Source organism: Microvirga sp. GCM10011540 (genome assembly GCF_042650665.1).
Classification (GTDB): domain Bacteria; phylum Pseudomonadota; class Alphaproteobacteria; order Rhizobiales; family Beijerinckiaceae; genus Microvirga; species Microvirga lenta.
Map to the genome: position 1 here is coordinate 74,831 of NZ_JBHSBQ010000141.1, position 26,097 is coordinate 100,927.

Annotated in this window: 28 protein-coding genes; 17 read left to right on the forward strand and 11 right to left on the reverse strand. The window is 63.2% G+C overall.

Annotated elements, in window-relative coordinates:
• Positions 1-6 precede the first annotated feature (6 nt).
• The 4 genes from ACFOYU_RS23405 to ACFOYU_RS23420 all read right to left on the reverse strand — a co-directional run bounded on the left by ACFOYU_RS23405 (position 7) and on the right by ACFOYU_RS23420 (position 4,030).
• Entirely contained in the window at positions 7-807 is an 801-nt protein-coding gene (locus ACFOYU_RS23405; RefSeq protein WP_377035425.1) for an STAS/SEC14 domain-containing protein, read from the reverse strand.
• A gap of 97 nt (positions 808-904) precedes the next feature.
• Positions 905-1,840, reverse strand: coding sequence for a 1-phosphofructokinase family hexose kinase (locus ACFOYU_RS23410; protein ID WP_377035426.1), 936 nt, complete (start codon positions 1,838-1,840; stop codon positions 905-907).
• A gap of 106 nt (positions 1,841-1,946) precedes the next feature.
• Positions 1,947-2,984, reverse strand: a complete 1,038-nt coding sequence (locus tag ACFOYU_RS23415) for a 2-hydroxyacid dehydrogenase (RefSeq protein WP_377035427.1) — start codon at positions 2,982-2,984, stop codon at positions 1,947-1,949.
• An 89-nt stretch (positions 2,985-3,073) separates the two neighbouring features.
• Complete coding sequence (locus ACFOYU_RS23420) at positions 3,074-4,030, reverse strand: hemerythrin domain-containing protein (protein WP_377035428.1); 957 nt, start codon at positions 4,028-4,030, stop codon at positions 3,074-3,076.
• A gap of 292 nt (positions 4,031-4,322) precedes the next feature.
• On the opposite strand from ACFOYU_RS23420, the gene ACFOYU_RS23425 reads away from it, so the two are divergent.
• Positions 4,323-4,943 carry a hypothetical protein gene (locus ACFOYU_RS23425; RefSeq protein WP_377035429.1) on the forward strand — a complete coding sequence of 207 codons (621 nt, stop codon included), beginning with the start codon at positions 4,323-4,325 and terminating at the stop codon, positions 4,941-4,943.
• Between the two features lie 50 nt (positions 4,944-4,993).
• On the opposite strand, the gene ACFOYU_RS23430 is transcribed toward ACFOYU_RS23425, so the two are convergent.
• Positions 4,994-5,779: a TrkA C-terminal domain-containing protein gene (locus ACFOYU_RS23430; protein WP_377035430.1), complete on the reverse strand. Its 786-nt coding sequence runs from the start codon at positions 5,777-5,779 to the stop codon at positions 4,994-4,996.
• A 248-nt stretch (positions 5,780-6,027) separates the two neighbouring features.
• Here ACFOYU_RS23430 and ACFOYU_RS23435 point away from each other — a divergent pair, with 248 nt between their 5' ends.
• The 3 genes from ACFOYU_RS23435 (at position 6,028) to ACFOYU_RS23445 (ending at position 7,767) form a co-directional block, all read left to right on the forward strand.
• A complete protein-coding gene (locus ACFOYU_RS23435; protein WP_226740616.1) occupies positions 6,028-6,615 on the forward strand; it encodes a hypothetical protein in 588 nt (195 codons plus the stop codon).
• Positions 6,616-6,688: 73 nt separating this feature from the next.
• A complete protein-coding gene (locus tag ACFOYU_RS23440) occupies positions 6,689-7,396 on the forward strand; it encodes a gamma-glutamylcyclotransferase (RefSeq protein ID WP_377035431.1) in 708 nt (235 codons plus the stop codon).
• Between the two features lie 125 nt (positions 7,397-7,521).
• The gene (locus ACFOYU_RS23445; RefSeq protein WP_226740612.1) at positions 7,522-7,767 is read left to right on the forward strand and encodes a DUF3072 domain-containing protein; all 246 of its coding nucleotides are present in this window, start codon (positions 7,522-7,524) and stop codon (positions 7,765-7,767) included.
• Between the two features lie 106 nt (positions 7,768-7,873).
• Here ACFOYU_RS23445 and ACFOYU_RS23450 read toward each other — a convergent pair whose 3' ends face one another.
• On the reverse strand, positions 7,874-8,401 hold the full coding sequence (locus tag ACFOYU_RS23450) for a BON domain-containing protein (protein ID WP_377035432.1): 528 nt from the start codon (positions 8,399-8,401) through the stop codon (positions 7,874-7,876).
• 242 nt (positions 8,402-8,643) lie between these two features.
• Here ACFOYU_RS23450 and xylB point away from each other — a divergent pair, with 242 nt between their 5' ends.
• From xylB to ACFOYU_RS23490, 8 genes are all read left to right on the forward strand, one after another.
• Complete coding sequence (gene xylB, locus ACFOYU_RS23455; RefSeq protein ID WP_377035433.1) at positions 8,644-10,131, forward strand: xylulokinase; 1,488 nt, start codon at positions 8,644-8,646, stop codon at positions 10,129-10,131.
• A 246-nt stretch (positions 10,132-10,377) separates the two neighbouring features.
• On the forward strand, positions 10,378-11,907 hold the full coding sequence (locus ACFOYU_RS23460; protein WP_226740606.1) for a sugar ABC transporter ATP-binding protein: 1,530 nt from the start codon (positions 10,378-10,380) through the stop codon (positions 11,905-11,907).
• The gene (locus ACFOYU_RS23465) at positions 11,904-12,935 is read left to right on the forward strand and encodes a ribose ABC transporter permease (RefSeq protein WP_377035434.1); all 1,032 of its coding nucleotides are present in this window, start codon (positions 11,904-11,906) and stop codon (positions 12,933-12,935) included. Before ACFOYU_RS23460 ends, ACFOYU_RS23465 begins: the two co-directional genes overlap by 4 nt.
• Positions 12,936-13,036: 101 nt before the next feature.
• A complete protein-coding gene (locus ACFOYU_RS23470; RefSeq protein WP_226740604.1) occupies positions 13,037-13,972 on the forward strand; it encodes an ABC transporter substrate-binding protein in 936 nt (311 codons plus the stop codon).
• Positions 13,973-14,058: 86 nt separating this feature from the next.
• On the forward strand, positions 14,059-14,754 hold the full coding sequence (locus tag ACFOYU_RS23475) for an L-ribulose-5-phosphate 4-epimerase (RefSeq protein WP_377035435.1): 696 nt from the start codon (positions 14,059-14,061) through the stop codon (positions 14,752-14,754).
• Between the two features lie 48 nt (positions 14,755-14,802).
• Entirely contained in the window at positions 14,803-16,404 is a 1,602-nt protein-coding gene (locus ACFOYU_RS23480) for a ribulokinase (RefSeq protein ID WP_377035436.1), read from the forward strand.
• A gap of 59 nt (positions 16,405-16,463) precedes the next feature.
• On the forward strand, positions 16,464-17,411 hold the full coding sequence (locus ACFOYU_RS23485; RefSeq protein WP_377035437.1) for a carbohydrate kinase: 948 nt from the start codon (positions 16,464-16,466) through the stop codon (positions 17,409-17,411).
• Between the two features lie 54 nt (positions 17,412-17,465).
• Positions 17,466-18,722 carry an AGE family epimerase/isomerase gene (locus tag ACFOYU_RS23490; RefSeq protein ID WP_377035438.1) on the forward strand — a complete coding sequence of 419 codons (1,257 nt, stop codon included), beginning with the start codon at positions 17,466-17,468 and terminating at the stop codon, positions 18,720-18,722.
• Here the strand turns inward: ACFOYU_RS23490 and ACFOYU_RS23495 are convergent.
• Together ACFOYU_RS23495 and ACFOYU_RS23500 are read right to left on the reverse strand one after the other, a co-directional pair.
• Entirely contained in the window at positions 18,719-19,654 is a 936-nt protein-coding gene (locus ACFOYU_RS23495) for a ribokinase (protein WP_377035439.1), read from the reverse strand. The genes ACFOYU_RS23490 and ACFOYU_RS23495 overlap by 4 nt on opposite strands.
• A gap of 151 nt (positions 19,655-19,805) precedes the next feature.
• On the reverse strand, positions 19,806-20,225 hold the full coding sequence (locus ACFOYU_RS23500) for a hypothetical protein (RefSeq protein WP_226740591.1): 420 nt from the start codon (positions 20,223-20,225) through the stop codon (positions 19,806-19,808).
• 284 nt (positions 20,226-20,509) lie between these two features.
• On the opposite strand from ACFOYU_RS23500, the gene ACFOYU_RS23505 reads away from it, so the two are divergent.
• Positions 20,510-20,770, forward strand: a complete 261-nt coding sequence (locus ACFOYU_RS23505; protein WP_377035440.1) for a hypothetical protein — start codon at positions 20,510-20,512, stop codon at positions 20,768-20,770.
• A gap of 267 nt (positions 20,771-21,037) precedes the next feature.
• Entirely contained in the window at positions 21,038-21,586 is a 549-nt protein-coding gene (locus ACFOYU_RS23510) for a sigma-70 family RNA polymerase sigma factor (RefSeq protein WP_226740588.1), read from the forward strand.
• Positions 21,587-21,622: 36 nt separating this feature from the next.
• On the opposite strand, the gene acs is transcribed toward ACFOYU_RS23510, so the two are convergent.
• The gene (acs, locus tag ACFOYU_RS23515) at positions 21,623-23,557 is read right to left on the reverse strand and encodes an acetate--CoA ligase (protein ID WP_377035441.1); all 1,935 of its coding nucleotides are present in this window, start codon (positions 23,555-23,557) and stop codon (positions 21,623-21,625) included.
• Between the two features lie 275 nt (positions 23,558-23,832).
• Here acs and ACFOYU_RS23520 point away from each other — a divergent pair, with 275 nt between their 5' ends.
• Together ACFOYU_RS23520 and ACFOYU_RS23525 are read left to right on the forward strand one after the other, a co-directional pair.
• On the forward strand, positions 23,833-24,045 hold the full coding sequence (locus ACFOYU_RS23520; RefSeq protein WP_226740584.1) for a heavy-metal-associated domain-containing protein: 213 nt from the start codon (positions 23,833-23,835) through the stop codon (positions 24,043-24,045).
• Between the two features lie 54 nt (positions 24,046-24,099).
• Entirely contained in the window at positions 24,100-24,486 is a 387-nt protein-coding gene (locus ACFOYU_RS23525; RefSeq protein ID WP_377035442.1) for a DUF305 domain-containing protein, read from the forward strand.
• Positions 24,487-24,561: 75 nt separating this feature from the next.
• Here the strand turns inward: ACFOYU_RS23525 and ACFOYU_RS23530 are convergent, their stop codons facing one another.
• Positions 24,562-24,735 carry a hypothetical protein gene (locus ACFOYU_RS23530; RefSeq protein WP_226740580.1) on the reverse strand — a complete coding sequence of 58 codons (174 nt, stop codon included), beginning with the start codon at positions 24,733-24,735 and terminating at the stop codon, positions 24,562-24,564.
• 429 nt (positions 24,736-25,164) lie between these two features.
• On the opposite strand from ACFOYU_RS23530, the gene ACFOYU_RS23535 reads away from it, so the two are divergent.
• A complete protein-coding gene (locus tag ACFOYU_RS23535) occupies positions 25,165-25,317 on the forward strand; it encodes a DUF1127 domain-containing protein (protein ID WP_226740578.1) in 153 nt (50 codons plus the stop codon).
• Between the two features lie 74 nt (positions 25,318-25,391).
• Here ACFOYU_RS23535 and ACFOYU_RS23540 read toward each other — a convergent pair whose 3' ends face one another.
• On the reverse strand, positions 25,392-26,087 hold the full coding sequence (locus ACFOYU_RS23540) for an HAD family hydrolase (protein WP_226740576.1): 696 nt from the start codon (positions 26,085-26,087) through the stop codon (positions 25,392-25,394).
• Between the last annotated feature and the right edge of the window lie 10 nt (positions 26,088-26,097).

The following is a 26,097-nucleotide window of genomic DNA, read 5'->3' on the forward strand; positions in this document are numbered from 1 at the left end:
GGTCGCTCAGGAATTTTCATTGCCGGCGGCCTGCCCGGAAGGTTTCGCTCCCAGCCAATCCCAAGCCTGGGCTTCGTCTTCCAGCTTGAAGTGACGGGTTTGTATTCCGACGAATGGGGCAGCACCTCGCGTCAATCCCTCCATCCACGCAGGCCCTCCGACGACGGCGTAACGCTCCACCCTCTGCCAGCCTTTCATCTTGGCCTCAATGAGGCCCTCCTGGCGCAGCGCTTCGAGGGTAACGCCGTCAAAGTTGCGGACACGCACGAGAACCCTCAACCGTTCGTGGCCGTCCATGGCCTCGTTGAAGAGCGTAATCAGGCGCCTCATATCGTCGGCCCCTACCCTGCCGCCCACTTCGAAAGCAATGACCCCCGGTTTCGTCGTGCCGATGGGCCGGATCGACGGCTCGCCTGGTTCTGGCTCGGATGCCGAATGAGGTATCGGTTCTGACGCCCATGCCAGCGCCGCGTCCTTCTCTGCGGGCGGGAAAATCCTGACCTCGACGCCGGGCAGGATAGCCTGCTCCACCCGGGCGATCCAGCGAACCCACTCCTGATCCGTGACAACTGCAGCCCTGGGGAACCGGTGGAGCTCCCGCAGTTTACCCAAGCCGTAGCCGATATCCCGCGTCAGCGCCCCAGGCGTAATTCCGGCAATGTCGATCTCCGCATAGAGCGCGATGCGATCCTGGCGAGCGAGTGCGGCCTCGACGGCCGCAATACTTCTCTCGATATCGCTCTCATCGATCCGCCCGGATGCTCGCATTGCTACGACTTGATCTGAAGCAGGAATGATCTCCAGCATGGTTCGCCTCCCGTCTCGGTCTGGGACCAGCCTGAGAGCAGTGCCCTCCTGGCTTTCGCTTGGGGCTATATAGGAAGGCGAGAGACGGGATCAAAAATCAGACGGTCTCACCGGCGATCTCGCTGTAGAGCCGCTCCACATCCGCACGCCTGCAGAGCTCCGTCCCGGGAGTGAGTACGGCCGCCGTTCCTGCAGCAACGCCCCATCGGAAGGCTTCCTGGGCGTCGGAGCGGCGCGCCAGTGCTAGCGTCATGGCGGCAACGAAGCTGTCGCCGGCGCCGACCGCGCTCCGCACCTCGACATTCAATGCGGGCAATCTCGAGACCCGGTCCTTGTGGACAAGAAGCGCCCCCTCGTGTCCCATCGTGATGGCGAGCAGTTCGACCCGCTCCGCTCGGACGAAGTCCTTGGCTGCATCCTCCAAAGCCGCCGGATCCTTCAGTTCGCGCCCGACCAACCGCTCGAACTCGCCGAGGCTGGGCTTTGCAAGATGAACGCCGCCTGCGGAAAGGGCCTCCTTGAGCGCCGGGCCCGAGGTATCGAGCACGAGCTTGGCGCCCTTCGCGCGGACCATCGTGGCCACACGCACATAAAAGTCCGTCGGCACACCGCGGGGCAGACTGCCGCTCGCAACGATATAGTCGCATTCCACCCCGCCAAGCACCTCGAGACATTCCTGCCACTCCGAAGATCGGATCTCCGGCCCCTCGGGAACGAAGCGGTACTCTAGCCCCGAGGAACGCTCGAAGACTGTGTGACTCACCCGGGTATGGTCCTCGATGGCGATCCGCCGCCCCATGATGCGCCGTGTCGTCAGCAAGTTCTCGAAGACGTTGCCCGTAGCCCCACCCGCCAGGTAGAATGCCTGTGAGAGCCCGCCGAGCTCCTGCACGACGCGGCTGACGTTGATTCCCCCTCCACCCGGGTGGTAGCGCTCATTCGTGGTGCGCACCTTGTGAATGGGACGCACAACCTCCGCCTCGCTGGAGCCGTCGATCGACGGATTGAGGGTCAATGTCACGATCGGCTTCATGCTGGTCCTCGTCTCCGTCTCGCTTTCATCAACAAGCGGGGTCGTGCCCACCTGAGATCATGGACTCAAGACCAAGCCGGCTTCGGGAACAAGACCCGTCGAACGGCTATGCGGCCGTGCCTGTTGATGGTTTGCCCTCCCGGGCGATCCTCTCGACGGAGACCTCGTGCACCGCACGGCCCGTGCGCTCGAACGACGTGATGTTGGCGATGGTGGTCTCCGCGATATTGGTCAGGGCCTCTTCCGTGAAGAAGGCTTGGTGCCCCGTGATCAGGACATTGGGGAACGTCAGAAGACGCGCGAAAACGTCGTCGCTGATGAAGCGTTGCGAGAGATCTTCGAAGAAGAGGTCCCCCTCCTCCTCATAGACGTCGAGCCCCAGGCTCCCGATGACACCCTCCTTCAGACCCCGCAGGACGGCGCGCGTATCGACGACGGCGCCACGGCTCGTGTTGATGAGCATCATGCCGGGCTTCATGTGCCGCAATGCCTCTGCACCGATCAGATGATGCGTCGCCGGCGTGAGCGGACAGTGAAGCGAGACGATATGGCTGGAGAAGAGAAGCTCCTCCATCGGGACGTAACGGACGCCCATGCCTTCGCAGACCGGGTTGGGCTGGGGGTCGTAGGCGAGTACGGTACAGCCGAACCCCAGGAGGATCTTCGACACCACCTCTCCGATCTTGCCGGTCCCCACGACGCCGGCGGTCTTGCCGGCCAGGTCGAAACCCAGGAGACCATCGAGGGCGAAATTGCCCTCGCGCACCCGATTATAGGCCCGATGGGTCTTGCGATTCAGTGTCAGGATGAGCGCGACGGTGTGTTCGGCGACCGCGTAAGGCGAGTAGGCGGGAACGCGAGCGACAGTGATCCCCTGATCCCGAGCCGCCTCCAGATCCACATTGTTGAATCCGGCGGAACGCAGCGCCACCAACCTGACGCCCTGGGACAAGAGGCTCGCGAGCACGTCCCTGTTCACTTCGTCGTTGACGAAGGCGCATACCGCCTCGGCACCGGCCGCGAGACCGCTGGTCTCCAGGGAGAGGCGGGGTTCGAGATAGGACAATTCATGCCCCGAACCGTCGCCGGCCCTGCCCAGGAAGCGACGGTCGTAAGGCTTGGCACTGAAGACCGTGACACGCATCGGAGCGGTTCTTCCCGCAGGTCTGATGGGCGTGAAACGCCGACCGGACGGAGGATCCGCCCATCAGGCACCGCAGCTCGTCCGGCGTGCTAACGACCGTCCCGCTTCAGGGAGCCGCTATCCCGGTTCTCGGTCTGAGCTCCGCCTGTCCCGACTGAACCTACGGAAGCCCCTGGTCCGCCGCCGGGAACGACGCCACCCGGCTGCAGGCCCGAACTGATGCCGGAAGGCGCCCGCGGCGGGTTGGCCGAGGAAAACCAGTTGTTGGGAGACGAGCCGTCCGCGCTGTCACCGGATGCGATCTGGTGCGATGCCGCCGCACCTCCAGGCCCGGTCGTGGATTGCGCCGCCTGGCGGCCTGCGAAGGAGCCTGCCGCGCCATGCTCGCCGAGCTTCTCGATCCGGCTTCTGAGGGGGAATGGTGGTTCCGGCTGCACAAAGACAGGACGTATCGCGCTGGCGCGCTTCTGACCCTGGTGGCTCATGCGCCACGCGAGAGCGACACCCCACAAGGCCCCGAGGCCGGCGAGTACGCCGAGCGCCGTGCCTGTAGAGATGCCATAACGCTCCGGCATGATGGCAGCCGGAAGGTGCCAGCGACGTGCCTGTATGGAGGCAATCTTCTCGCGTTCATAAGCGCGCCGAAGCTCCTCCGCCTCGCGGGCGTCCACGACGCCGCGGGCCACGGTCAAAATGCCGTTTTCCTCAAGGCTGAAGTGGAGCCTGATCGTGCTCGTGAGTTCATTGAAGCTCAGCCCCCAGCTACGGCTGTCCTTGTCGGGGCGGGAGGCAAGTTCGTCGAGGCGGCGACGGATCTCGTCATGCTCCTGTTCGAGCTCGTCGAGATATTGCTCCGTGCGCTGGTCCTGAGCCAGAGCCGGATAAAGAACCTTTTCCTCTGCCCGGAAGTGCCGCTCGATCTCTATGTCCAGTTCTTCGAAGAGGTGAGCACGGCTGTTCGGCCCGCCGCCCGTGGCATGCAGGACCTCACGGCAGAGTTCCCTGATATTCGCATGATCTGCCAGAACCATCTGCCACAGGTCCATCGTGAGTCTCCTATCCGTTGAATCGCCTAGCCAGTGAACGGCTTGACGGACATGCTGTTCCGCCTCTCCCCCCGAAGAGGGGCCTTCTGGCGCCCTGAGAATTTCTTCCCGATAGAGGCGTTGGCCGGATCACACCATCCTCACGCCCGGACGGAGATAGACGCTGTCCCAAACGGTTTTATCCCTCTTCATCGCCCTTGGTTTTGCCGCGATTCACATCCTCGGCAAGAACATGGATTTCCTCCGGCGCACGCCCCGGAGCGCTTGGCTGTCCATAGCCGGAGGGGTTTCCGTGGCCTATGTGTTCGTGCACCTCCTGCCCGATCTTGCCGAGCATCAGGAGACCTTCCAGCGAAGGGCCGAGGAAAATCCCGGCCTGTTGTCGCGGTTCGAGAGCCATATCTATCTGATTGCCTTGATAGGCCTTGCTGTTTTCTACGGCCTTGAACGCCTGGCTCGTGGCTCGGCCAGGAGGGAAATGGCGGCAGGCCGGGAGCGGCGCCCCTCAAGAGGAGCTTTCTGGATCCATCTGGGATCGTTCGCGATCTACAACGTTCTGATCGGATACCTCCTTCTTCACCGGGAGGATCCGACGTGGCAGGGGCTTGCGATCTTCGGCATCGCCCTGGGCCTGCACTTCGTGGTCAACGATCAAGGCCTCCGCGAAAGTCACGGCGCGGTCTATGACCGCCAAGGACGCTGGATCCTGGCAGTGGCTCCGCTGGTCGGCTGGCTGACCGGAGTGACGACGACGATTCCTGACCTCGGAATCGCTGCGCTGTTTGCCTTTCTGGCTGGCGGGATCGTGCTCAACGTGCTCAAGGAGGAGTTGCCCGAGGAGCGGGAGAGCCGGTTCTCCGCATTCGCGCTGGGCGCTGGCGCCTATACGGCCCTGCTGCTTGCGATCCAGTGATCCCGCCCCTTCCCCGGCAAAGCAAATGAAACGGATCCCGGGCAGGCGCTTCAGGGAGGGCTGACAAGCTTTTCCTGAGACTTGCCCTGCGACGCCTCACCCTCGATGCCGCGTTCGACCTCCACGGCAACCTTGCGTTCCTGCTCGCCCTCCGCGCCAGCCCTTCTTTGGCCGAGCTTGGCCAATTCGGAGGAGCGCCCGTAAAGAGCAAGAGTGTCGCCGACGTGCACGACCGTGCTCCCTCTCGGAGCGCCCTCATAATTGCCGTCAGGATGAGTGACCCCCAGCACGAGCACACCCTCGTCGGTGAGGCGCAGATCTTGCAGAGCCCGGTTCGAAAGCCAGCTCCCCTCCTGAACCTTCAGCTCCATGATCGCATATTCGCCCGCGAGATGGAGCAGCCCCGCATAGTCACGCGTGTCGAGATCCGTGTACCGCTTGAGAGCCCGGGCAATGACGCGCGACATCCAGTAGCTGATCCAGCGGCTCTTGGCGAAGAACCAGAGCGCGGCCACGCCGACGATCAAGAAGAGCAGCCGGACCAACCCATCGCCACTTTCTTCGACGCTGACGAAGGACAGCATCAGTGTCGAAGCCGCCGTCACCAGACCTGCACTCCGCAGGAACATGAGGGAGCTGACGATCTGCCGCCGCACGGGATGGTTCACCACCTGCTCGGCCTCGGACGTGGTGAAGCCGGTTCCGGTCCAGGCGGAGCGGGCCTGAAAGCGCGCGGCCTCTCGCGAGACACCCGTGAGGATCAGGGCTTCGGCAGCAATGCGGACCACGATAAGGGACAAAAACAGAACAAAAATGAGTGTTCCGACAGCGATCATGCGGGCGATGGCCTCCGCGTCAAACAACCAAACAGTTGAAAAGGTGCAAACCGCCGTCTGGTTCCGCCACCGGACTCCTGCCGAAAAACCCGTACGTTTCCGCCAAGGCTGAAACCCAGGCGGTGCTTGGGAAAACCAGTCCACGCCCTGATCGCCACACGGATCGAGGAAATTTTGGACCTGAACGCCTCGTAGCCTGGTGCGTTGGCGTAGGAGAACCCACGATCACTATCTGAACGAGGTGAACCATGACCAAGCTCAAGCTCTTGGCAGCCACGCCCCTACTCGTCATCGGTCTTGCTGCCTGCGGCGAAGATCAAGTCGCACAGCAGCCTGCAGAGCCTACGACCGCGGAGGCTCCCGTCGCGACCACGGACACGACCACCACGGCAGCACCCGCGACGACCACTGCTCCGCCTCCGACCGAAGTCACGGCAGCCGAGCCGAATGCTGCGCCTCCGGCGACGATGACGATGCCTCCGGCCAATGCAACGGCTCCCAGCGAAACGCCTTCGGAGACCACGGGAGCGGTCGGCGGTGAAAACGCGGCTCTGCAGCGTTATCAGGGCCGCCCCTACACGAGCGGCGCCATCTCGCTCACGCTCAACCCCGGCGGCAACTTCGAGATGACCCAGAACCAGGGCTCCGGACAGGTCAGCGGCCAGTACTCCATGGCCAACGGCGTCGTGACGTTCCAGAATCCGACCGGAGACGTGAGCGGTGCGTCTTTCCCGATGCGCTGCCGCCTGGTGGAATCGGGTGAAGGCTTCACTCTCGAGTCGGTTGAGAACTCCTGCCAGACCCTTGACGGCCAGACCTTCCGCCCGGCCAGCTAAGCTTCGATCGAGGCGCGGCCCGGAAGCCGAGCTTTAGCACGGGGTAGACCGCGCGTCGGAGCCGGAGAACCAGATGGAAGCATCAGGCACGAAGAGACGGGAACCCCTCCTCACCCGCGAGGCATTGCGGGAGGGCTTCGTGCACAAGATGATTGCCAATTCAGGTAGCGCCCTGCCTCTCCTGACAGATCAGGAGAGGCAGGCGTCGCTTGAGGGAACGCTGGCGGCACGGCCGTCGGCCGGGGATGTCTGGTTGTTTGCCTATGGTTCTCTGATCTGGAACCCGGCCTTTCATTATGTCGAGAAGCAAACGGTGTTGATCCGTGGATGGCACCGGCAGTTTTGCCTCTCCACACCGATCGGGCGGGGAACTCCCGACAGGCCGGGCCTCGTGCTCGGCCTCGACCGGGGCGGCTCTTGCCGGGGCGTAGCCTTTCGCATTGCGGCATCCGAGGCGGAGACGGAACTGGAGCTGGTCTGGCGCCGGGAAATGGTGACAGGCGCCTATGTTCCTCGGTGGGTCGAGCTTCAGGGCTCCGGCGTACCTGCCGGAACCTATGCCATTGCCTTCACGATCAATCGCAGAGCCCCGAACTACGTGCGCCCGACATCGGAGGCCGATACGGCGCGCGTCATCGGGGACGCTTCTGGCATCCTGGGCTCCTGCCGCGACTATCTTTTCGACACGATTCACGGGTTGGAAGGCTTCGGAATTCGCGACCGCCACCTCGATCGGATCGCCCGGCTCGTGCACGAGCGACCGACGAACAACTCCGGTTAACCCCGCATTCCATCAGGGTCCGCTAGCGGCCCCGCTAACGCTTCTCACCGCTCGGGCGCCAGAAACCGGAACGCCTTCCGCTTGCCGGCGTTAGAACAAAGTAGGAACATTATGGAGTAGATGCCATGACGCGCCGTGACAACGACGCTCGCGCCACCAACCCGAAGGCAACGCCCTCCCCCGAGTCCAACCAGATCAAGGATCCGGATCAATGGGTCAGCGGCGATGAACCCATGACCGGAGCCCAAGCCTCTTACCTGAAGACATTGTCCGAACAGACGCACCACCCGGATGCTTTTGATCCGGAACTCGACAAGGCCGAGGCCTCGAAGCGCATCGACGATCTCAAGCACGAGCGGGACAAGGATTGACGAATCCTGCCTGCTGCAGGCGTCCCGTCTCCAGCATGAGTCGACCCGAACAGAAACGCGCCCACAGACACGTCTATGGGCGCGCAATCTCCCGAACGGGGCAGTCTCACGGCACGCTGCGGATCCTGAGGTTGTTCTGCACGTGGCTGACGCCGGAGACGGTTTCGACGATATCCTCCACCCGGTGCTTGAGCCCGCGAGAGGCCACAGAGCCCGAGAGCGTCACTTCCCGCTCCTTCACCTCAACCTCGATCTCCGACGCGTCGATGAGAGGATCGTCGGTCAGGCGTTCGCACACATCCTCATGGATCCGCTCGTCCGACCTTTGATACCCTTTGGGGCCGCGTCCGCGATGCTGCCCCTCGCCGGACCGGCTCTCGCTGTCCCGATCCGTCGTTCCGAAGGCGCCATATCCAGAATTGTGACTGTAGCGGGGGGCGAAACCGGCGTCGTCCGGCGGGCCGCCATGCCCGTCACCGACCATGCCGCCTGTAAACTCGTTGGTATCGTCACCGTAACCGCCCGTGTATTCGCGGCCCCGGAGACCGCGCACGCCGACAGCACCCGACGGCACATCGCCATAGCCGTTATCGTCGTTGAACACACCTCTCTTGCGTTGGCGCGTATCCACCATCGTCATCCTCCTGTCGCTGCCAGTAGCAACAGCCCGCTTTGACCGAGGTTCCAACCCGCAGAAGGCTCAAAACCCTGCCCGAATAGCGCTTGCCCGCCCATGAACCGGGATATCCCCAGGCCCACAGCACGCCTGCACTTGCCGTAACGTCATCCTCCGACGAGATTGCCAAGCCGGGAGGCCGATCTAGATTGCCAAGCTGCGCGGAGCATCGGCCTGACAGCCCCGCATGGAGCGAGAGTGTGCCTGGTTATCTCGGAATCGACGTCGGAACCTCAGCGGTCAAAGCCATCCTCGTGGACGAGAGGCAGGTTGTCCTTGCCGAAGCGGATATTCCGCTGCTCGTCTCCCGTCCGCAGGCCCTGTGGTCCGAGCAGGATCCCGAAGCGTGGTGGCAGGCGGTCTGCGCGGCCGTCGAACAGTTGCGCACGAAGGCGCCATCGGCCGTCGCCGATATTCGCGGCATCGGCCTTTCCGGCCAGATGCACGGTGCCGTCCTGCTCGACGAGAGTGATAAACCCCTCCGTCCCGCCATCCTCTGGAACGACGGACGCTCCTTCCGCGAGGCGGAAGAGCTTGGAAGCAGATACTCGAGCCTGTCGCGCGTAATGGGCGTGATCCCGATGCCGGGCTTCACGGCTCCGAAACTGCTCTGGCTTGCGCGCAACGAGCCCGAGACGTTTCGCGCCGTGCGTAAGGTCCTATTGCCGAAGGACTATATTCGCCTGAAGCTGACCGGCATCCGGGAAACCGACATGTCGGACGCTGCCGGCACATGGTGGCTGGACGAGGCGGCACGCTCCTGGTCCGACGAAGCTCTTGCAGCGACGGGGCTCGACCGCACGCAGATGCCGACGCTCATCGAAGGATCGCAACCCTCCGGCACCGTACGGTCCGAGATTGCCCGGCAGTGGGGGTTGCGGAGCGATGTGATCGTCGCGGGAGGAGCAGGCGATGCGGCAGCAGGCGCCGTCGGACTGGGCGCGATCGAGGACGGTTCTGCCTTCATCTCCCTCGGCACGTCCGGACAGTTCTTCGTCACCACCCGGAACTTCAGCCCTGCGCCCGAAGCGCTGATCCATTCCTTCTGTCACGCCGTGCCGGACCGCTGGTTTCAGATGGCCGCCATGCTGAACGGAGCGAGTTGCCTCGCCTGGGCCGCGGGCCTGCTCCGCGGCGACATCGCGGACCTCCTGCAGCGAACGGAGGCTTCCTATCGGAAGCCGGCCGACCTGCTCTTCCTGCCCTACCTGACCGGTGAGCGCACACCTCACAACGATCCTTACGCCCGAGGCGTATTTTTCGGCCTGTCTCCGGAGACACGACAAACCGATCTCGTTCAGGCCGTTCTCGAGGGTGTGGCGTTCAGTTTTGCCGATGCCAAGCAATGCCTCGAACATGCAGGCACGACCCTGTCCCATGTGGGCCTGATCGGCGGCGGGTCACGCAGTTCCTTCTGGACCAGGATCCTTGCAAATGTCCTCGACCTATCGCTCATCCGCTACGAGGGAAGCGACAAGGGGCCTGCATTCGGCGCAGCCCGGCTGGCTCGGCTCGCGGCAACGGGCGAACGTCCGGAGGAGGTCTGCACCGGACCGGCAATCATCGAGACCATCGAGCCCGAGGCGCATCTCGTCGATTCATACCGGCCGAGGATCGAGGCATTCCGCAGATTGTACTCGGCCCTGAAGCCGGAGTTCGGCCGCGCTGCTTCAATTGACAGGCCGTAACGTAACGATAGTATTTTCACTATCCTGCATGAAAAGCCGTGACCGCCCAACACGCTGATATCAGGGAGGAAAGGTTGTGCATCAAAGCCATGCCGAGAACGGTCAGGGCTTGAAACCTGCCATCATCGCTGCATTTTGGGAACTCGACCCAGTTGTTGTCCGAGTATGGTCTGTTGGCATGATGTCCGCTTGGGAATATGAAAGGTTAGATCCCAATCTAAATGAAATATCATTGGGGAACCGTCCATGACAGGACCCTCCCCGATCCTTGAGATGCGCGGCATCACAAAGACCTTCCCAGGAGTAAAAGCGCTCACGGACGTGTCCCTCACCGTCTATCCCGGCGAAATCCACGCCTTGATGGGAGAAAACGGCGCCGGGAAGTCGACCCTGATGAAGATCCTCTCTGGGGCTTACCAAGCCGACCCGGGAGGAGAAATCCGCATCAACGGCCGCCCAGTCGTTATCGACGGCCCTCTGACGGCACGGCAGCACGGCATCTCCATCATTTATCAGGAGCTTTCCCTCGCGCCCAACCTTTCGGTGGCCGAGAACATGCTGCTCGGGAGGGAGCACAAGAGCGGTCCGATGGTGGATCGCCGCTCCATGGAGGAGGCCTGCGGTGCCGTTCTCGACCGGCTCAATGTCGACTTCAAGCCGACGACACTCGTCAGCGAACTATCCATGGCCGAGCGTCAGCTCGTGGAGATCGCAAGGGCACTGATCGCGAATTCGCGCATCCTCGTCATGGACGAGCCCACGACTTCCCTCTCCTCCAAAGAAACCGAGGCGTTGTTCGGTCTTGTCCGCCAGCTTCGGGCCGACGGGCTGGCCATCATCTATATCAGCCATCGCATGGCCGAGATCTACGAGCTTGCCGACCGGGTCACCGTGCTGAGGGACGGCTCCTATGTCGGCACTCTCGCGAAGGAGGAGATCTCGGCCGAGAAACTCGTCCAGATGATGGTGGGACGCGACCTGTCCTCCTTCTACAAGAAGGAGCACAATGCTCATGGCAGCCGGGGGCCCGTGATATTCGCGGTTCGCGACGTCGGCGACGGAAAGCGCGTGCATCACTGCTCGTTCGAGCTGCATGAGGGCGAAGTCCTCGGAATCGCCGGGCTGGTCGGAGCAGGCAGAACCGAGCTTGCCCGCCTCATCTACGGGGCAGACCGCCGGACCAGCGGGGAAATCTTCCTCAATGGGCAACCGCTGTCGATCAACAGGCCGGAAGACGCGATCAATGCAGGCGTGGTGTACCTGACGGAGGACCGAAAGCACCTCGGTCTCTTCCTCGATATGACGGTGAGGGAGAACGTCAATCTGAGCGTCCTCGGAAGAGACGCCCGTGCCGGAGGCGTCCTGAACCTGAAGGCCGCCAAGGATCGGGCCATCGAGGCCATTCGGGCGCTGGCGATCCGCGTCAGCAACGATCTCGTGAACGTCGGAAGCCTCTCGGGCGGCAATCAGCAGAAGGTCCTGCTCTCTCGCCTGCTGGAGACGCAGCCCCGCGTCCTTATCCTGGACGAGCCGACCCGCGGCGTCGACATCGGCGCCAAATCCGAGATCTATCGTCTCATCGACGACCTGGCACGCCGTGGTGTCGGCGTCATCGTCATTTCCAGCGAGCTGCCGGAGATCGTGGGCGTGTGCGACCGCGTGCTCGTCATGCGCGAAGGCAGGATCGAGGGAGAGGTCGGAGGAACGGATCATCCGCCGATCACGCAAGAGAACATCGTAGCAATCGCGACAGGTGTGAGGAAAGCAGCTGCATGAGCCCCGCGGACAAGACCAGCACGACAGTTCAAGGGACCGGAGCGGTGAGCGCTGACGCACTCGCGCAGAGCAACCAGCGGCGCATGGCATGGCGCTCGACCCTGCAGGCGCTCGGCATGCTGCCGGTGCTCATCATCCTGGCCATCGTTTTCGAGCTCATGTCCGGCCGCTTCATGAGTTTCCAGAACCTGTCCATCGTCGCCCAGCAGGCGTCGATCAACATCGTCCTTGCCGCCGGAATGACGTTCGTCATCCTCACCGGTGGCATCGACTTGTCCGTGGGTTCGATCCTGGCCGCCGCCGCGATGGTCGCCATTCTCGGCTCACTCATTCCCGAATGGGGCATGATGGGCATTCCAGCCGCCCTCCTGGCCGGCCTCATCCTCGGCTTCGTGAATGGCGCCCTCATCGCATTCGGCCGCCTGCCCCCGTTCATCGTCACGCTGGGCTCGCTCACGGCGGTGCGCGGCCTCGCGCGCCTTCTGGGCGGCGACACCACCCAGTTCAATCCGCAGCTCCCCTTCGCCTTCATCGGCAACGGCACCCTCTTCGGGCTACCGTGGCTGGTCTGGATCGCATTCGCGGTCGTGCTGATTTCCTGGTTCATCCTCCGACGCACGGTGCTCGGCGTGCACATCTACGCCGTCGGCGGCAATCCGGATGCGGCGCGGCTAACGGGCATCAAGGTCTGGGCGGTCCTGCTGTTCGTCTACTGCTTCTCGGGCCTCGCCGCCGGGCTGGGCGGCGTGATGTCGGCCGCCCGGCTCTATGCCGCCAACGGGCTGCAGCTCGGGCAATCCTACGAACTGGATGCCATCGCGGCGGTCATTCTGGGAGGCACGAGCTTCGTCGGCGGCATCGGCTCCATATGGGGCACCCTCATCGGGGCGCTCATCATCGCCATTCTGTCGAACGGCCTGATCCTCGTCGGCGTGTCCGACATCTGGCAGTTCATCATCAAAGGGCTCGTGATCATCGGGGCCGTGGCGCTCGACCGCTACCGGCTCAAGGGATCAACGCGCACCTGATCAGGAATACCAGCGCCCGGATCCGGGCGCTCGTATATGCAGCCTCGAAGGCCGGACCCGCTTTCGAAGCGTCATAGGTTACCCAATACCAGGAGGAAGCAATGAAACTTTCAAGACTGACGTCCGGCCTTGCTCTCATGGCCGCACTGGCGAGCCCTGCCTACGCAAAGGACCTCCAGAACGTCGGCATCTCCGTCGGCTCGCTCGGAAACCCCTTCTTCGTCGCGACGATCAAGGGCATCGAGGACAAGGCGAAAGGCATCAATCCCAACGTCAGGGTCACCGCCGTCTCGTCCGACTACGACCTCAACAAGCAGTTCACGCAGATCGACAACTTCATTGCCTCTGGCGTGGATGTCATCATGCTGAACGCGGTCGATCCTGTTGCGATCGAGCCGTCCGTGAAGCGCGCGCAGGCGGCCGGCATCGTCGTGGCGGCCTTCGACGTGGCCGCGGCAGGCGCCGACGTGACCGTCATGACCGACAACGTCAAGGCTGGTGAGCTCTCCTGCCAGTACATCGTCGACCAGCTGAAGGGCAAAGGCGATGTCATCATCGTCAACGGCCCGCAGGTCTCGTCGATCGTCGACCGGGTGAAGGGCTGCAAGTCCGTGTTCGACAAGAACCCCGGCATCAAGGTCCTGTCCGACAACCAGGACGGCAAGGGCTCCCGCGAGGGCGGCTTCGCCGTCGCACAGAGCCTTCTGACCCGCTTCCCGAAGGTCGATGCGATCTTCGCGGTGAACGACCCGACGGCGATCGGCGTCAATCTGGCGGCAAAGCAGCTCAACCGGAGCGAGTTCATCATCACGGGCGTCGACGGCGCACCGGATATCGAGCAGGAGCTGAAGTCCGGCAACTCGCTGATCAAGGCGTCCGCCTCGCAGGATCCCTACACCATGGCGGGTCAGTCGCTTGAACTCGCGGCCGGCATCCTCAACGGCAAGAAGCCCGAAAAGAACGTGATTCTGCTCGAGCCGAAGCTCATCACTTCCGAGAATGTCGGCCAGTACCAGGGCTGGACGGCAGTTCGCTAAAACCACGTGACAGGCGGCGGCCGCAATCGATGGATTGCGGCCGCCGTTTCAGATTCCACCCGATGATCGGGCATTGGAGGCATTCGATGCTGAGGCAGCTGCGGGAGCAGGTTCTGGAGGCCAATCTGGAAGTGGTCCGCCGCGGGCTTGTTCTTTACACGTTCGGCAATGTCAGCGGCATCAGCCGCGACGAGAACCTCGTCGTCATCAAGCCCAGCGGGGTGCCTTACGAGCGCATGACCCCTGACGACCTCGTCGTGACGGACCTCGACGGGAAGGTCGTGTGGGGCGAACTTCGCCCCTCCTCCGACCTCGCGACCCATCTTCACCTCTACAAGTCCTTCACCGAAATAGGCGGGGTCGTGCACACCCATTCGGAATTCGCGACCGCCTGGGCTCAGGCGCGCCGTCCGATTCCTCCCATGGGAACCACGCACGCCGACTATTTCTACGGACCCGTGCCGGTCACACGGGAGCTGACGGCCGAGGAAATCGACCGCGACTACGTGCGTGCGACAGGGGTCGCCATCGTCGAATGCTTCGGCAACCGCGATCCCATGGAAGCTCCGGCGGCCCTGGTGGCCGATCACGGCCCCTTCGCCTGGGGAAGGACCCCGGACGACGCCGTTCACAACGCGGTCGTGCTCGAGGCGGTCGCGCGCATGGCGACCTACACGCTCTCGCTCCGTCCCGACAAATCCGGCGTGCCTCAGGCCCTTCTTGACAGGCACTACTTCAGGAAGCATGGCCAAACGGCGACCTATGGACAGTCCGGGTCATAGAACTTGGCTCCCTGAGCCACTCCTTGAGCAGTCTCACGAGGTCTTCAGATGGCCATTGTAGCGGGCGCCGATTTCGGCACTCTCAGCGTACGCGTCACCCTGGTCGACGACCGCAAGGGGCCCCTCGGGCTCGCGACGGCGGAATACCCTCTCCACAGGCGGCGGGACGACCCGGACTACGCGACGCAGTCCCACGCGGATCACATGAACGCCTTGGCGCAGGCCGTGCGGGGCGCCCTGGCCTCCGCGGGCGTACGAGGCGAGGATGTGGCCGCGCTCGCCATCGATACGACAGGCTCGAGCGTCGTCATGGTCGGCGAAGGGCTCGAACCGCTGGACGATTACTATCTCTGGTGCGACCACCGGGCCAAGGCGGAAGCAGAGGAGATCACCGCACTGGCGCACCGAGAGGGCCTCGAGGCCATCCAATGGTGCGGCGGGGTCTATTCACACGAATGGGGCTTCGCCAAGCTGCTCCACTGGCTGCGGCACAACCCTGAAAAGCGCGACCGGCTGGTCACGGCTCTCGAGCATTGCGACATGGCCGCAGCGACACTGACCGGCGTGACCGATCCGCGCCAGGTCAAGCGCAGCGTTTGCGCCATGGGCCACAAATGGATGTGGAATCCTCGTTGGGGAGGACTGCCCTCGCAGGACTTCCTGTCGAAGGTCGATCCCCTGTTCGATGGCATCCGCGACAAGCTCTCCGGCGATTACCAGACGTCCGACGTCGTCGCGGGCCATCTGTCCCCCGCCTGGGCCGAGCGCCTCGGCCTTTCGGCCGGCATTCCCATTCCGGTCGGGGCGTTCGATGCACACTGGGATGCCATCGGGGCCGGATGCCGCGTGGGCGACGTCGTCAACGTGGTCGGCACATCCACCTGCATCATTGCGATGGCCCCTGAGACGGGCCTCATCCCCGGCGTCTGCGGAGTGGTCCCCGGAAGCGTCGACCCGAACCTGGTCGGCATCGAGGCGGGCCTTTCCGCGACGGGCGACATTTTCGAGGCCATCGCCCGCCGCGCCAATACGAGCATCAAAGAGCTCTCGAAGGGGCTGGAGCAGTACCGCGCCGGCCAGACGGGCCTCATGCGCCTGACCTGGGACAACGGCGACCGGACGGTTCTCGTCAAGGCGGATCTCGGCGGCATCACGCTGGGATGGAACCTGCTGCACACGGCCCAGGACGAGCTTTTCGCGGCCATCGAGGGAACGGCGTTCCACACCCGGATCATCCTCGAACGTCTCGCGGAAGGAGGCGTCCCCGTCGAACGCGTCATCAATGCGGGCGGCATCCCGCAGCACAACCATGTGCTGAACCAAGTCTATGCAAACGTGCTTGGGAGGCCGGTTCTGGTGCCCGCAGGAATTCCGACCGGTCTCGGCTCCAGCATTTTCGCAAGCCTCGCCGCCGGGTCTTATCCGGACCTGAACCAGGCTCAGGAGACGATCTGCCTTCCGTTCCGCACTTTCGAGCCGGACCCTGCCACCCGGGATACGTATGAGCAGCTCTTCGCCATCTACAGGAAGCTGTATTTCGGTTTCGGCGGCGCCAGCGGCCCCGTTTCGCTCGATCACGTGCTGCGCGATCTCAAGCGGATCGCAGCAATGCCCTCCCAGCCCGTTCCTGCCGATCCGGTTCCCGCTTAATTGCGAAGGCTTCGCATGATATCGGTCCTGCCCAACATCCTCATGCCTGGAGGCCTCCCATGATCCTGGTCTGCGGCGAAGCCCTGATCGACCTTTTCATCGGAGCGACCTCGCCGGAAGGACTGCCGGCCGAGGCCGTGGCAGGAGGCTCGCCCTTCAACGTCGCCATCGGCATCGGCCGCTTGGGCTGCCCCGTCGGCTTCCTTTCGACGCTCTCGGAAGACGCTTTCGGCTCCTTTCTCGCGAGCCGTCTGGACGAAGCCGGCGTCAGCTCCGATTTTCTGCACCGCAGCCCCAAGCACACGACCCTGAGCGTGATCGCGACCAATGCGGCCGGAGCGCCCCAATATTCCTTCTATGCAGAGAACTGCGCCGACCGGGCGCTCACGGCAGACGCTCTGCCTTCAACGCTCCCGGCGACGGTCAACGCTATCGCGGCAGGGTCCTACTCCCTCGGCGTGGAGCCCGTTTCCACCGCCATAGAGACCCTTATCCGGCGCGAGGCCGGGTCGCGGGTCATCTCGCTCGACCCCAATGTCCGGCCACGGGTGGTCGGGGATCTCTCAGCATTCCGGCAGCGTTTCGAGAGGCTTCTGGCCGATGCCACCATCATCAAGGCCAGCGACGAGGACGTGGAACTCCTCTACCCCGGCAAGGCGCCCGTGGCCGTCGCCCGGGAATGGCTTGAGCAAGGCCCGAAGCTCGTCGTCATCACCCGCGGCGCGGAAGGCCCCATGGCCGTGTTCGACGGATCCGTTCTGGAGCGTCCGGCGCCGCAGGTCCAGGTCGTGGACACGGTCGGGGCCGGCGATACGTTCCATGCCGCTCTTCTCGCCTGGCTCGATGCCCAGTCCCGGCTGACGCCGGAGCAGGTTGCCCGCCTCGACGGCGCCCAGGTCGAGGCAGCTCTCGATTTCGCGGCTGCGGCGGCCGCAATCGTCTGCACCCGCCGGGGCGCAAACCCACCGACTTGGGACGAGGTGGAAAGCTTCATGAAGGCGCGATAGCAGCTCGCCCATTCCTGGAACCGCAAGCCAGTTTCGAAAGATCCGGAGTTCGACATGCAAGCCAACCAGCCCATTCTTCCTCCCACCGGCTCGAGCTGGCGGACACGGCCGTTTCATCGGCAATGGCTTGCCGACCAGGCGAACAACCTGTTCGACTTCTTCCAGCACCGGCTCATCAATCCAGCGGGCGGCTTCTTCGATCTGGACGAAACCGGACAGCGGACGGACGACGGCAATCCCGTCCGCCAGATTCACAACACGACCCGTATGGTGCACTGCTTCGCCATCGGTACATTGCTGGGCCGTCCGGGATGCGATGCCATCGTCGACCACGGAATGGAGTTCCTTTGGAACGGCCATCGCGACACACGGCACGGCGGCTATGTCTGGTCTCTCGACGACAACGGTCCGAAAGACGACACGAAGCAGGCCTATGGCCATGCCTTCGTCCTCCTGGCGGCATCCAGCGCGAAGGTCGTCGGACATCCGCTCGCCGATCGGGTTCTGGAAGACATCACCCAGGTTCTCGAACAGCGTTTCTGGGAAGACCAGCACGGTGCCGTGGCCGAGGAGTTTGCCCGGGACTGGTCGCCCGTCAGCCAGTATCGCGGGCAGAATTCCAACATGCACCTGACGGAAGCCCTCATGGCCGCCTTCGAGGCGACGGGCGACCGATCCTATCTGGAGAAGGCCGAGCGCATCGCATCGCTCATCATCGGCCGCCACGCCGCCGCGCTCGACCACCGGGTGGCCGAGCATTTCACATCCGATTGGGCGCTCGACAAGGACTACCGCGGCTACGACGTGTTCCGTCCCTATGGCCTTACGCCCGGTCACTGGCTGGAATGGGCGCGGCTGCTGCTCCAGCTCTGGGCCCTCGGCGACAAGCGCCACGCCTGGCTCCCCGAGGCCTCGCGCGCGCTGTTCAGGCAATCGGTCGAACTCGGATGGGACAAGGAGAAGGGGGGCTTCTTCTATACCCTCGACTGGGACAACAAGCCTGTTCTGCGCCAGAAGCTCTGGTGGCCATGTGCCGAGGCAATCGGCGCTGCGTCCTTCCTGACCGAGCACAGCCCCAGCGAGTTCCACGAGGCCTGGTATCGCCACCTCTGGGGCTTCGCGGATCGCCACCTGATCGATCACCGTCATGGAGGCTGGTATCCCGAGCTTTCGGAAGACCTGCAGCCGGCCACGACCCTCTTCACGGGCAAGCCGGACCTCTATCACGCCCTTCAGGCCTGCCTGATCCCGCTCTTTCCCTCGACGGGCAGTCTGACCCGGGTCATCCAGCAGGAAAGCGAGACCCCTTAGCCCTGCGCGCGGGCCTTCTCGAGTTCATGTCTCAGAGGCATCCCCGCCTGCGCGCCTGCGGTGAGGCAAGCATGGGATGCTGCGAGGCACGCCCTTTGCATGGCCTCGCCGACCTCCAGTCCCTCCGCGAGACCGTTGGCAAGCACGCCCACGAAGGTATCGCCTGCGCCCGTCGTATCGACGGGCGTAATCGGCCGCGTGGCGGCATGAATTTGTGTACCGTCGGGATTGACGGCAACAGCGCCCCTCGCGCCTGCCGTGACGATGCAGACGGGGCCATAGGATCGCGCCAGAACGCCGGCCGCCTTCAGATACTCTCCCGCCACTGCCTCGCCCAACACTTCCGCTACGGAAATGGCTTCGTGCTCGTTGACCACCAGCACGTCCGTGGCGGCGAGGAGTTCAACCAGATGGGCACGGTCTTCGATGGCTGGGACAGGCGCGAAATTCCACACGACGACGGCTCCGCTCCGGCGCGCCCGCCTTGCCACTTCGAGGCTTTCGGCAACAGGCACCTCCATCTGCAGGACGAGGACCGACGCCCGGGCAAGAAGCTGTTCCGGCATATCGGTCGCACGAACGGCCATATTCGCGCCACTGGCGACCGTGATGGCGTTCTCGCCGCTCTCGTCGACGGTAATGAAGGCGCACCCTGTCGGCTCGTCAAGGATCCTGACGGCTTCGACATCGACTCCATTGTCACGAAGATTGTCGAGGCAGGCGCTCCCGAACGGATCGGCTCCCACGGCGCCTGCCATGGCGACCGCCGCCGGTCCACCGCGTCCGATCCGTGCCGCAGCAACGGCCTGATTGGCTCCCTTGCCGCCGTAGAAACTGTCGGCGCGACGCGACAGGACCGTCTCCCCAGGACGCGCGATGGTTCGTACCCTCGCGACAAGATCCATGTTGATGGACCCGAATACCACGATCATGTCGCCTACCCCTTTGCCACCTGAACCTCAGCACCGCTTCTTTGCGGCACAGTGGGTCCAAGCGGCAAGAGGTTCAAGTCGGCCGGCGCGCATCAACCCATGTGCGGGGGCCCCGCCCACCACGCACGGTTCCGGCGAGACCGGCTGCGGACTACCGGAACCAGCCGAAATAGAGCGCCCACAGGCTGGGCGACCGGATCCCGCGGACACGGCGTGCAGCCTCCTCGGACCTCATGGATTCGCCCCCGTGACACGAGCAGAGGACGATGTGAGCGTCATGTTCGGAAATCTGGAAGAAATCGACAGCGTCGCCGAACCTGTCGCTTCCCAAGCCGTCGGACCGAAGCACCGGGTCGTTGAAGGCAATGGTCAGGGCCGAATCGTCGGCCCGCAAGGCGCGGCGTTCCGCTTTCGGCTTCCATTCGATCTCGTCGAGCGTTCTCAGCAGGCGATCCGGCTCGCGCTCCAGGAGTTCGGCCCAACGGTCCAGGCGCTCTCGCCTCGACAGCACTCGAACGGGTTTCTTCAGATCCGCGACGCTACTGAGCTCAGACAGGGGCCTGTGTTCCATGCTTGTCTCCTTATCGGAAAAGCGTTCTGGGGACCCGCCAACCTGTAAGCTCAACAATGTGTCAGATGAAAAGTTCGCGAGTTCTGCGGCCGGTTTGAGCTGATTTTTTAGGCATCCTGTTCGTCCCCGAGAGGCCGACGCGAGGCGCGCCGCTCGCCTAAGGTCCGGGCGACGACAGCCGTACACCCGCTCGGCTCTTCAGCAATATTTGTCGCTTCGCCGAACAGGCAGCCTCGTGGCGCATTCTTGTAATGTGGATTCTGATCCGGAACGGGAGGTGTTTGATGAGCGTGAAGAAAGAAGAGGACGACCTGGTCGATGCCGGCTCGGAATATTCCTTTCCCGCAAGCGATCCGCCCTCGTACATGGCAGGAGCGGCCGTGGCAGGCGCTCCACCGCATGGGGACCTGCCGTCGCGCGAGGCCGCCAGCCATGAAATTACGAACGCGGATGAGGTGAAACCGGCAGAGGACGCTCCGCAGGGAACCGATCCCGCGCGGACCGGAAAGGCTCCGCCACAGCCGGGCGTTGGGAGCAATCAATAACGCAACGGGCTGGAGATGGCATGGATTCGCACAGAACAACAGGACAGACACGGAACAAACGTAGCCAGTCGCGAAGATCTATCCTGTATTTCAACAATCGCGTCTGTTGTTTGTCGATCTCGAAACTTGGCAATTAATGGGCGGCGAGATAAATTGCTGAAGCCACCCGCATTCTGAGCTGAAACGTCTTCATCTCATCATAGGTTAATGCATCCCTCCTCCTCTCGTGGCTCCCTGTAAGTCTTGAGATCGACGTGGAGGTGATGCGTGCCGGTTGAGGCCTCTCTGGAGCAGCAGATGCTTGCTGCTATTCCGCACCTACGCGCTTTCGCCGTCTCCCTCACGGGAGATCTCGATCGCGCGGACGACCTTGTTCAGGGAGCCTTGCTGACAGGGATCGACAAGATCCACACCTTCCAGATCGGCACAAACATCCAGGCGTGGCTGTTCACGATCCTGCGCAACAGGTTCCGCACGGAGTATCGCAAGCGCAAGCGTGAGGTGGAGGACCCGGATGGCGTCTGGGCTCAGCTGGCCGCCGTGGCACCCTCTCAGGAGTCGCATCTCGACTTCTGCGACCTGCAACGTGCGTTAGCCGAGCTTCCGCTCAACCAGCGCGAGGCCCTCCTCCTCGTATCGGCCGAAGGCATGTCGTACGAGGAGGCGGCACAGATTTGCGGCACCAATATCGGCACCATCAAAAGCAGGGTCAATCGCGCCCGCAGCACCCTCGCCAAACTGCTGAGGGTCGGTCGCGAGGAGCTCGGGCCCGATCGCTCGATGAAGGCTGCCGTGCCCGTGCATCTCTCGCTGTAGCCGGTTCGGGATTCAGCTATCACCGTGACAGGGGCGTCAGGGCCGCATCCTTCTGACGAGATCCGCGACAACGGTCGGATCGGCAACCGTCGAGGTGTCGCCGTGGTTCTCGAAATCACCGGCGGCGATGCGCGTGAGGATCCGGCGCAGAATCTTGCCCGAACGGTTCTTGGGAAGCTGGGGCGCCCATTCGATACGGTCGGGCGTAGCGATGGGGCCGATCCTGGTGCGCACCAGTTGCACGAGCTCCCCCCGAAGCTCTTCCGTCTCCTGCGCATCATCCTTCAAGGTGACGAAGGCAAAGATGCCCTGGCCCTTGATTTCATGGGGGAATCCGACCACGGCCGCCTCTGCGACCGACGCATGGGAGGCAAGGGCCGCCTCGACCTCCACCGTTCCGAGCCGGTGACCCGAGACGTTGATGACGTCGTCCAGCCGACCTGTGATCCAGTAATAGCCATCCGCATCCCGGCGTGCGCCGTCGCCTGTGAAATAGAATCCCGGGAACGTGCTGAAGTAGGTGTTCAGGAAGCGCTCGCGGTCTCCCAGGATCGTCCTTGCCTGTCCTGGCCATGAATCGGCAAAACACAGATTGCCCGTCCCCTCCCCCTCGACCACGCTCCCGTCGCCCGCGAGCAGCGCCGGACGAACGCCGAAGAACGGCTTTGCGGCGGAGCCCGGCTTCAGGGCCATCGCACCGGGCATCGGGCAAAGGAGAACCGCCCCTGTCTCGGTCTGCCAATAGGTATCGACGATGGGGCAGCGCCCGCCACCGACGACCTCGTGATACCAGAGCCACGCTTCCGGATTGATCGGCTCGCCTACGGAGCCCAGGACACGCAGCGACGAAAGATCGTGCTTCCGCACCGGTGCCTCGCCCTCCCTCATCAGAGAACGGACCGCCGTCGGCGCCGTATAGAAGATGTTGACCTTGTACTCCTCGACGATCTGCCACCACCGGGACGCATCAGGCCAGCTCGGCACGCCCTCGAACAGCACGATCGTGGCTCCGTTCGCAAGGGGGCCGTAGATGAGGTAGGTGTGGGCTGTCACCCAGCCGACATCCGCCGTGCAGAAATGGACGTCGCCGGGCCGATAGTCGAACATCGCCCTGAAGCTCACAGCAGCGTGCACGAGATAGCCGCCGGTCGTATGGAGCATGCCCTTCGGCTTGCCGGTCGAGCCCGATGTGTAGAGCACGAAGAGCGGATCCTCGGCTCCGACCTCGACCGGCGCGCAGTCCGGCGAAGCTGCGGCGAGAGCCTCGTCGTACCAGCGGTCGCGACCTGCCGTCATGGGAACGGCCGCGCCGCTTCTCCGCACGACGAGCACATGCTCGACGAAGGGCAGGCCTTGGAGAGCGGCGTCTGCGTTCCCCTTCAACGGAACGCGCCGCCCCGCCCTCATTCCCTCGTCGGCGGTGATGAGAACCCGCGAGCGGCAATCCTCGATCCGACCTGCCAGGGCCTCTGCCGAGAAGCCGCTGAAGACGACCGAGTGAACGGCGCCGATGCGGGCGCAGGCCAGCATTGCGGCAATCGCCTCGGGAATGACCGGCAGGTAGACGCTGACGAAGTCGCCCTTGCGAACGCCCAATTCCTTCAGAACGTTGGCAAGGCGGGAGACCTCCCGCTGCAGCTCTCTCCACGTGACCTGCCGACGGTCGCCAGGAGTATCGCCCTCCCAGAGAATCGCAGGCTGGTCCCCCTGCCGCGCCACGTGCCTGTCGAGGCAGTTGAAAGAGGCATTGAGACTGCCGTCGCCAAACCATTCGACGGTCACGTCGTCCGGCGAGAAGCGCGTGTTCTTCACCCGGGAGAAGGGGTGGCTCCAATCCAGGATCTGTGCCTGCTCCCGCCAGAAGGCCTCCGGATCGTCGAGGGAACGGCGATAGGATTTCTCATAAACCGGAGCGCTCACGTGTGCTGCCGCTTCCAAAGCGGAGGGAACAGGAAAGATGCGCTGAGTCATCGCTATGCCAACCTATGTGAATATGCCTCTCGGAGACGAGGGCTAGGGTCAGGACGAACAGGATTGGTTCGGGCAGGCACTGCCCGTTACGGATCGGCCCTATCCGAGATCCGACACAGATGCCGCGACACGTGCTTTATGTCAATCGTTTCGTTCTTTACAAAGAACAAGGACAGTCGATCCTTCCCTGAAGGTCGTCCGCATTTTTCCCGCTTGACCTTACCACCATGGGAACCTCTAAACCCTTTGGGACCCTGATGAAGAAGGATCCTCACATGCATCGCTTTCACGTGCCCGGCATGAAGTGCGGCGGCTGCTTGGGCGCCGTCACCCGCGCCATCCGGAGCATCGACCCCGCGGCTCACATCGAAGGCAACCTCGACACCCGCGAGATCGACGTTTCGTCAGAGGCCACGGAATCCGCTCTCCTGACCACTCTCAGTCAGGCAGGTTACCCCGCTGAGCCGGTACAACCTAACGCCCAATAGAGCCACACCGCTCATATCCCCCCTTTCCCGTTACCCTGACGAAGGAGAATTTCAATGAAAGTGCCCGTTCTCGCCCTTGGACTCGCAATGGCCGTCCTGCCGAACTTCGCATCGGCGCAGGGTGCCCATCATGGTGGTCACTCCGGCCATGCCACGCCCCCGGCGGCTGCGCAGACCACCGAGGCGCCCGCAACGAAGGCCTTCCGTGATGCGAACGCCAAAATGCACCGAGGCATGGATATCCCGTTTACGGGAGATGCGGAGGTCGACTTCGTCCGCAGCATGATTCCCCACCACCAGGGCGCCATCGAAATGGCGAAGATTGCTCTCGATCATGCCAAGGATGAGCAAGTCCGCAGATGGGCAACCGACGTCATCCGCGAGCAGGAGCGCGAGATTGCCGAGATGCAGGCCTGGTTGAAGAAAAGAGGCGCCATGTAGCCTTAGCGGGTGCGTGGCAGATCCATCCGCACATAACGCGTGCTCTGGCGGCGACGGGACGCGCTCCCCTGCCGCTCAGGCTTTTTCGATTTCATGGTGCCGGGCAATGGCTTCGGCACCCTGCGTGCTTCTGAGAAGGTACAGGGCCGCGCCCTCGTCCACCAGAGGCAGGACGCGGACGATCTCGTAGATTCCACCGGTCAGCTTCCTGAAGCGCACGAACTGCCCCACGGAAAAGACGGACTGCACAGGAGCCTCCATCGCTGCTCATGAGATGGAGAAGTTTATGCTGCATTGCACAATTAGCAAGTTCGCCCGATGCTGATTTAGCAGGCAGGCCCATCCGCCCTTTCTGTCGCTCATTAAGAAGCTGAAGAGATTACTGTTTCCGAAGAGAAGCCGAAATCGAAGCCGCTTTTTCAGTCATTGCTGCAGGTTCCCTGCGACCCGCGCATAGGTCATATTCGTTGACCCATATTCCGCAGCGCAGCGAAAGCTCGCACACTCATCATCAAGAACAAAATCGGGAACGCTCGGGATTACCGCCAACGACGATCAAGGGGTGCCCCATGCCTGTGTCGGGTGTCGCAGTTAACCGCTCGTAGGCGGCACGGCCAAACGGCTCACTCGACCTGATGCTGCTTGATGTGCCCTGCCACCCGAGAAGGCAGGCTTTCCATGTTGATCACGCTCGCTCTCAACCGCTTCCGCAAATGGCTTATCTACCGGGAGACGGTTCGCGAACTCGACCGCCTGGACGACCGCGACCTCACCGACCTCGGGATCGGTCGCGCCGACATCAGAGCCGTCGCCAGACAGGCGGCGCAATAACACCGGCGGTCGCATTCGCAAGCCTTCAACCCGACTGCCCTGTCGGGGGCCGAGGAGGCACGCCAACCACTGCCCTAGAGCCGAGCAACCAGATCGACGAGTTCGCCCAGGTGGCCGAGACGCCGGAAGCGTGGCTCTCCGACGGGCTCTTCGTCATGCTCCAGAGCCCAGGTGAGATCGTGGGGAACATATACGCCCCAACTCCCGGCCCGTATCGCCGGAACCACATCGGATTTGAGAGAATTGCCGACCATCATGCTGCACCCTGGACCGTCGCCGTAGCGGGAGAAGATCCGCTCGTAAGTCGCAGCATTCTTGTCGCTGACGATTTCCACCGCATCGAACAGGTCGCCCAGGCCGGACTGGGCGAGCTTGCGCTCCTGATCGAAGAGATCGCCCTTGGTGATGAGGATCAGCCGATATTGGCCCGAGAGCTGCTCCAGGGTTTCTCTGACATAAGGGAGGGTTTCGATGGGGTGGCTGAGCATTTCGCGGCCAGCCGCGAGAATCTGCTGGATGACCAGGGAAGACACCTTGCCGTCCGTCACCTCGATGGCCGTCTCGATCATCGAAAGCGTGAATCCCTTGATGCCGAAGCCGTAGATGCGCAGGTTCCGCCTCTCGGCATCGAGCAGCCGCCGGGAGATATCCTGCGCCTCCCCATGCTCCGCGAGCAGAGATGTGAAGCGCTCCTCGGTAAGCCGATAGAAGGTCTCGTTCTGCCAGAGGGTATCGTCGGCATCGAACCCGATGGCGGTGAGGGAAGACATCAGGCGCTCG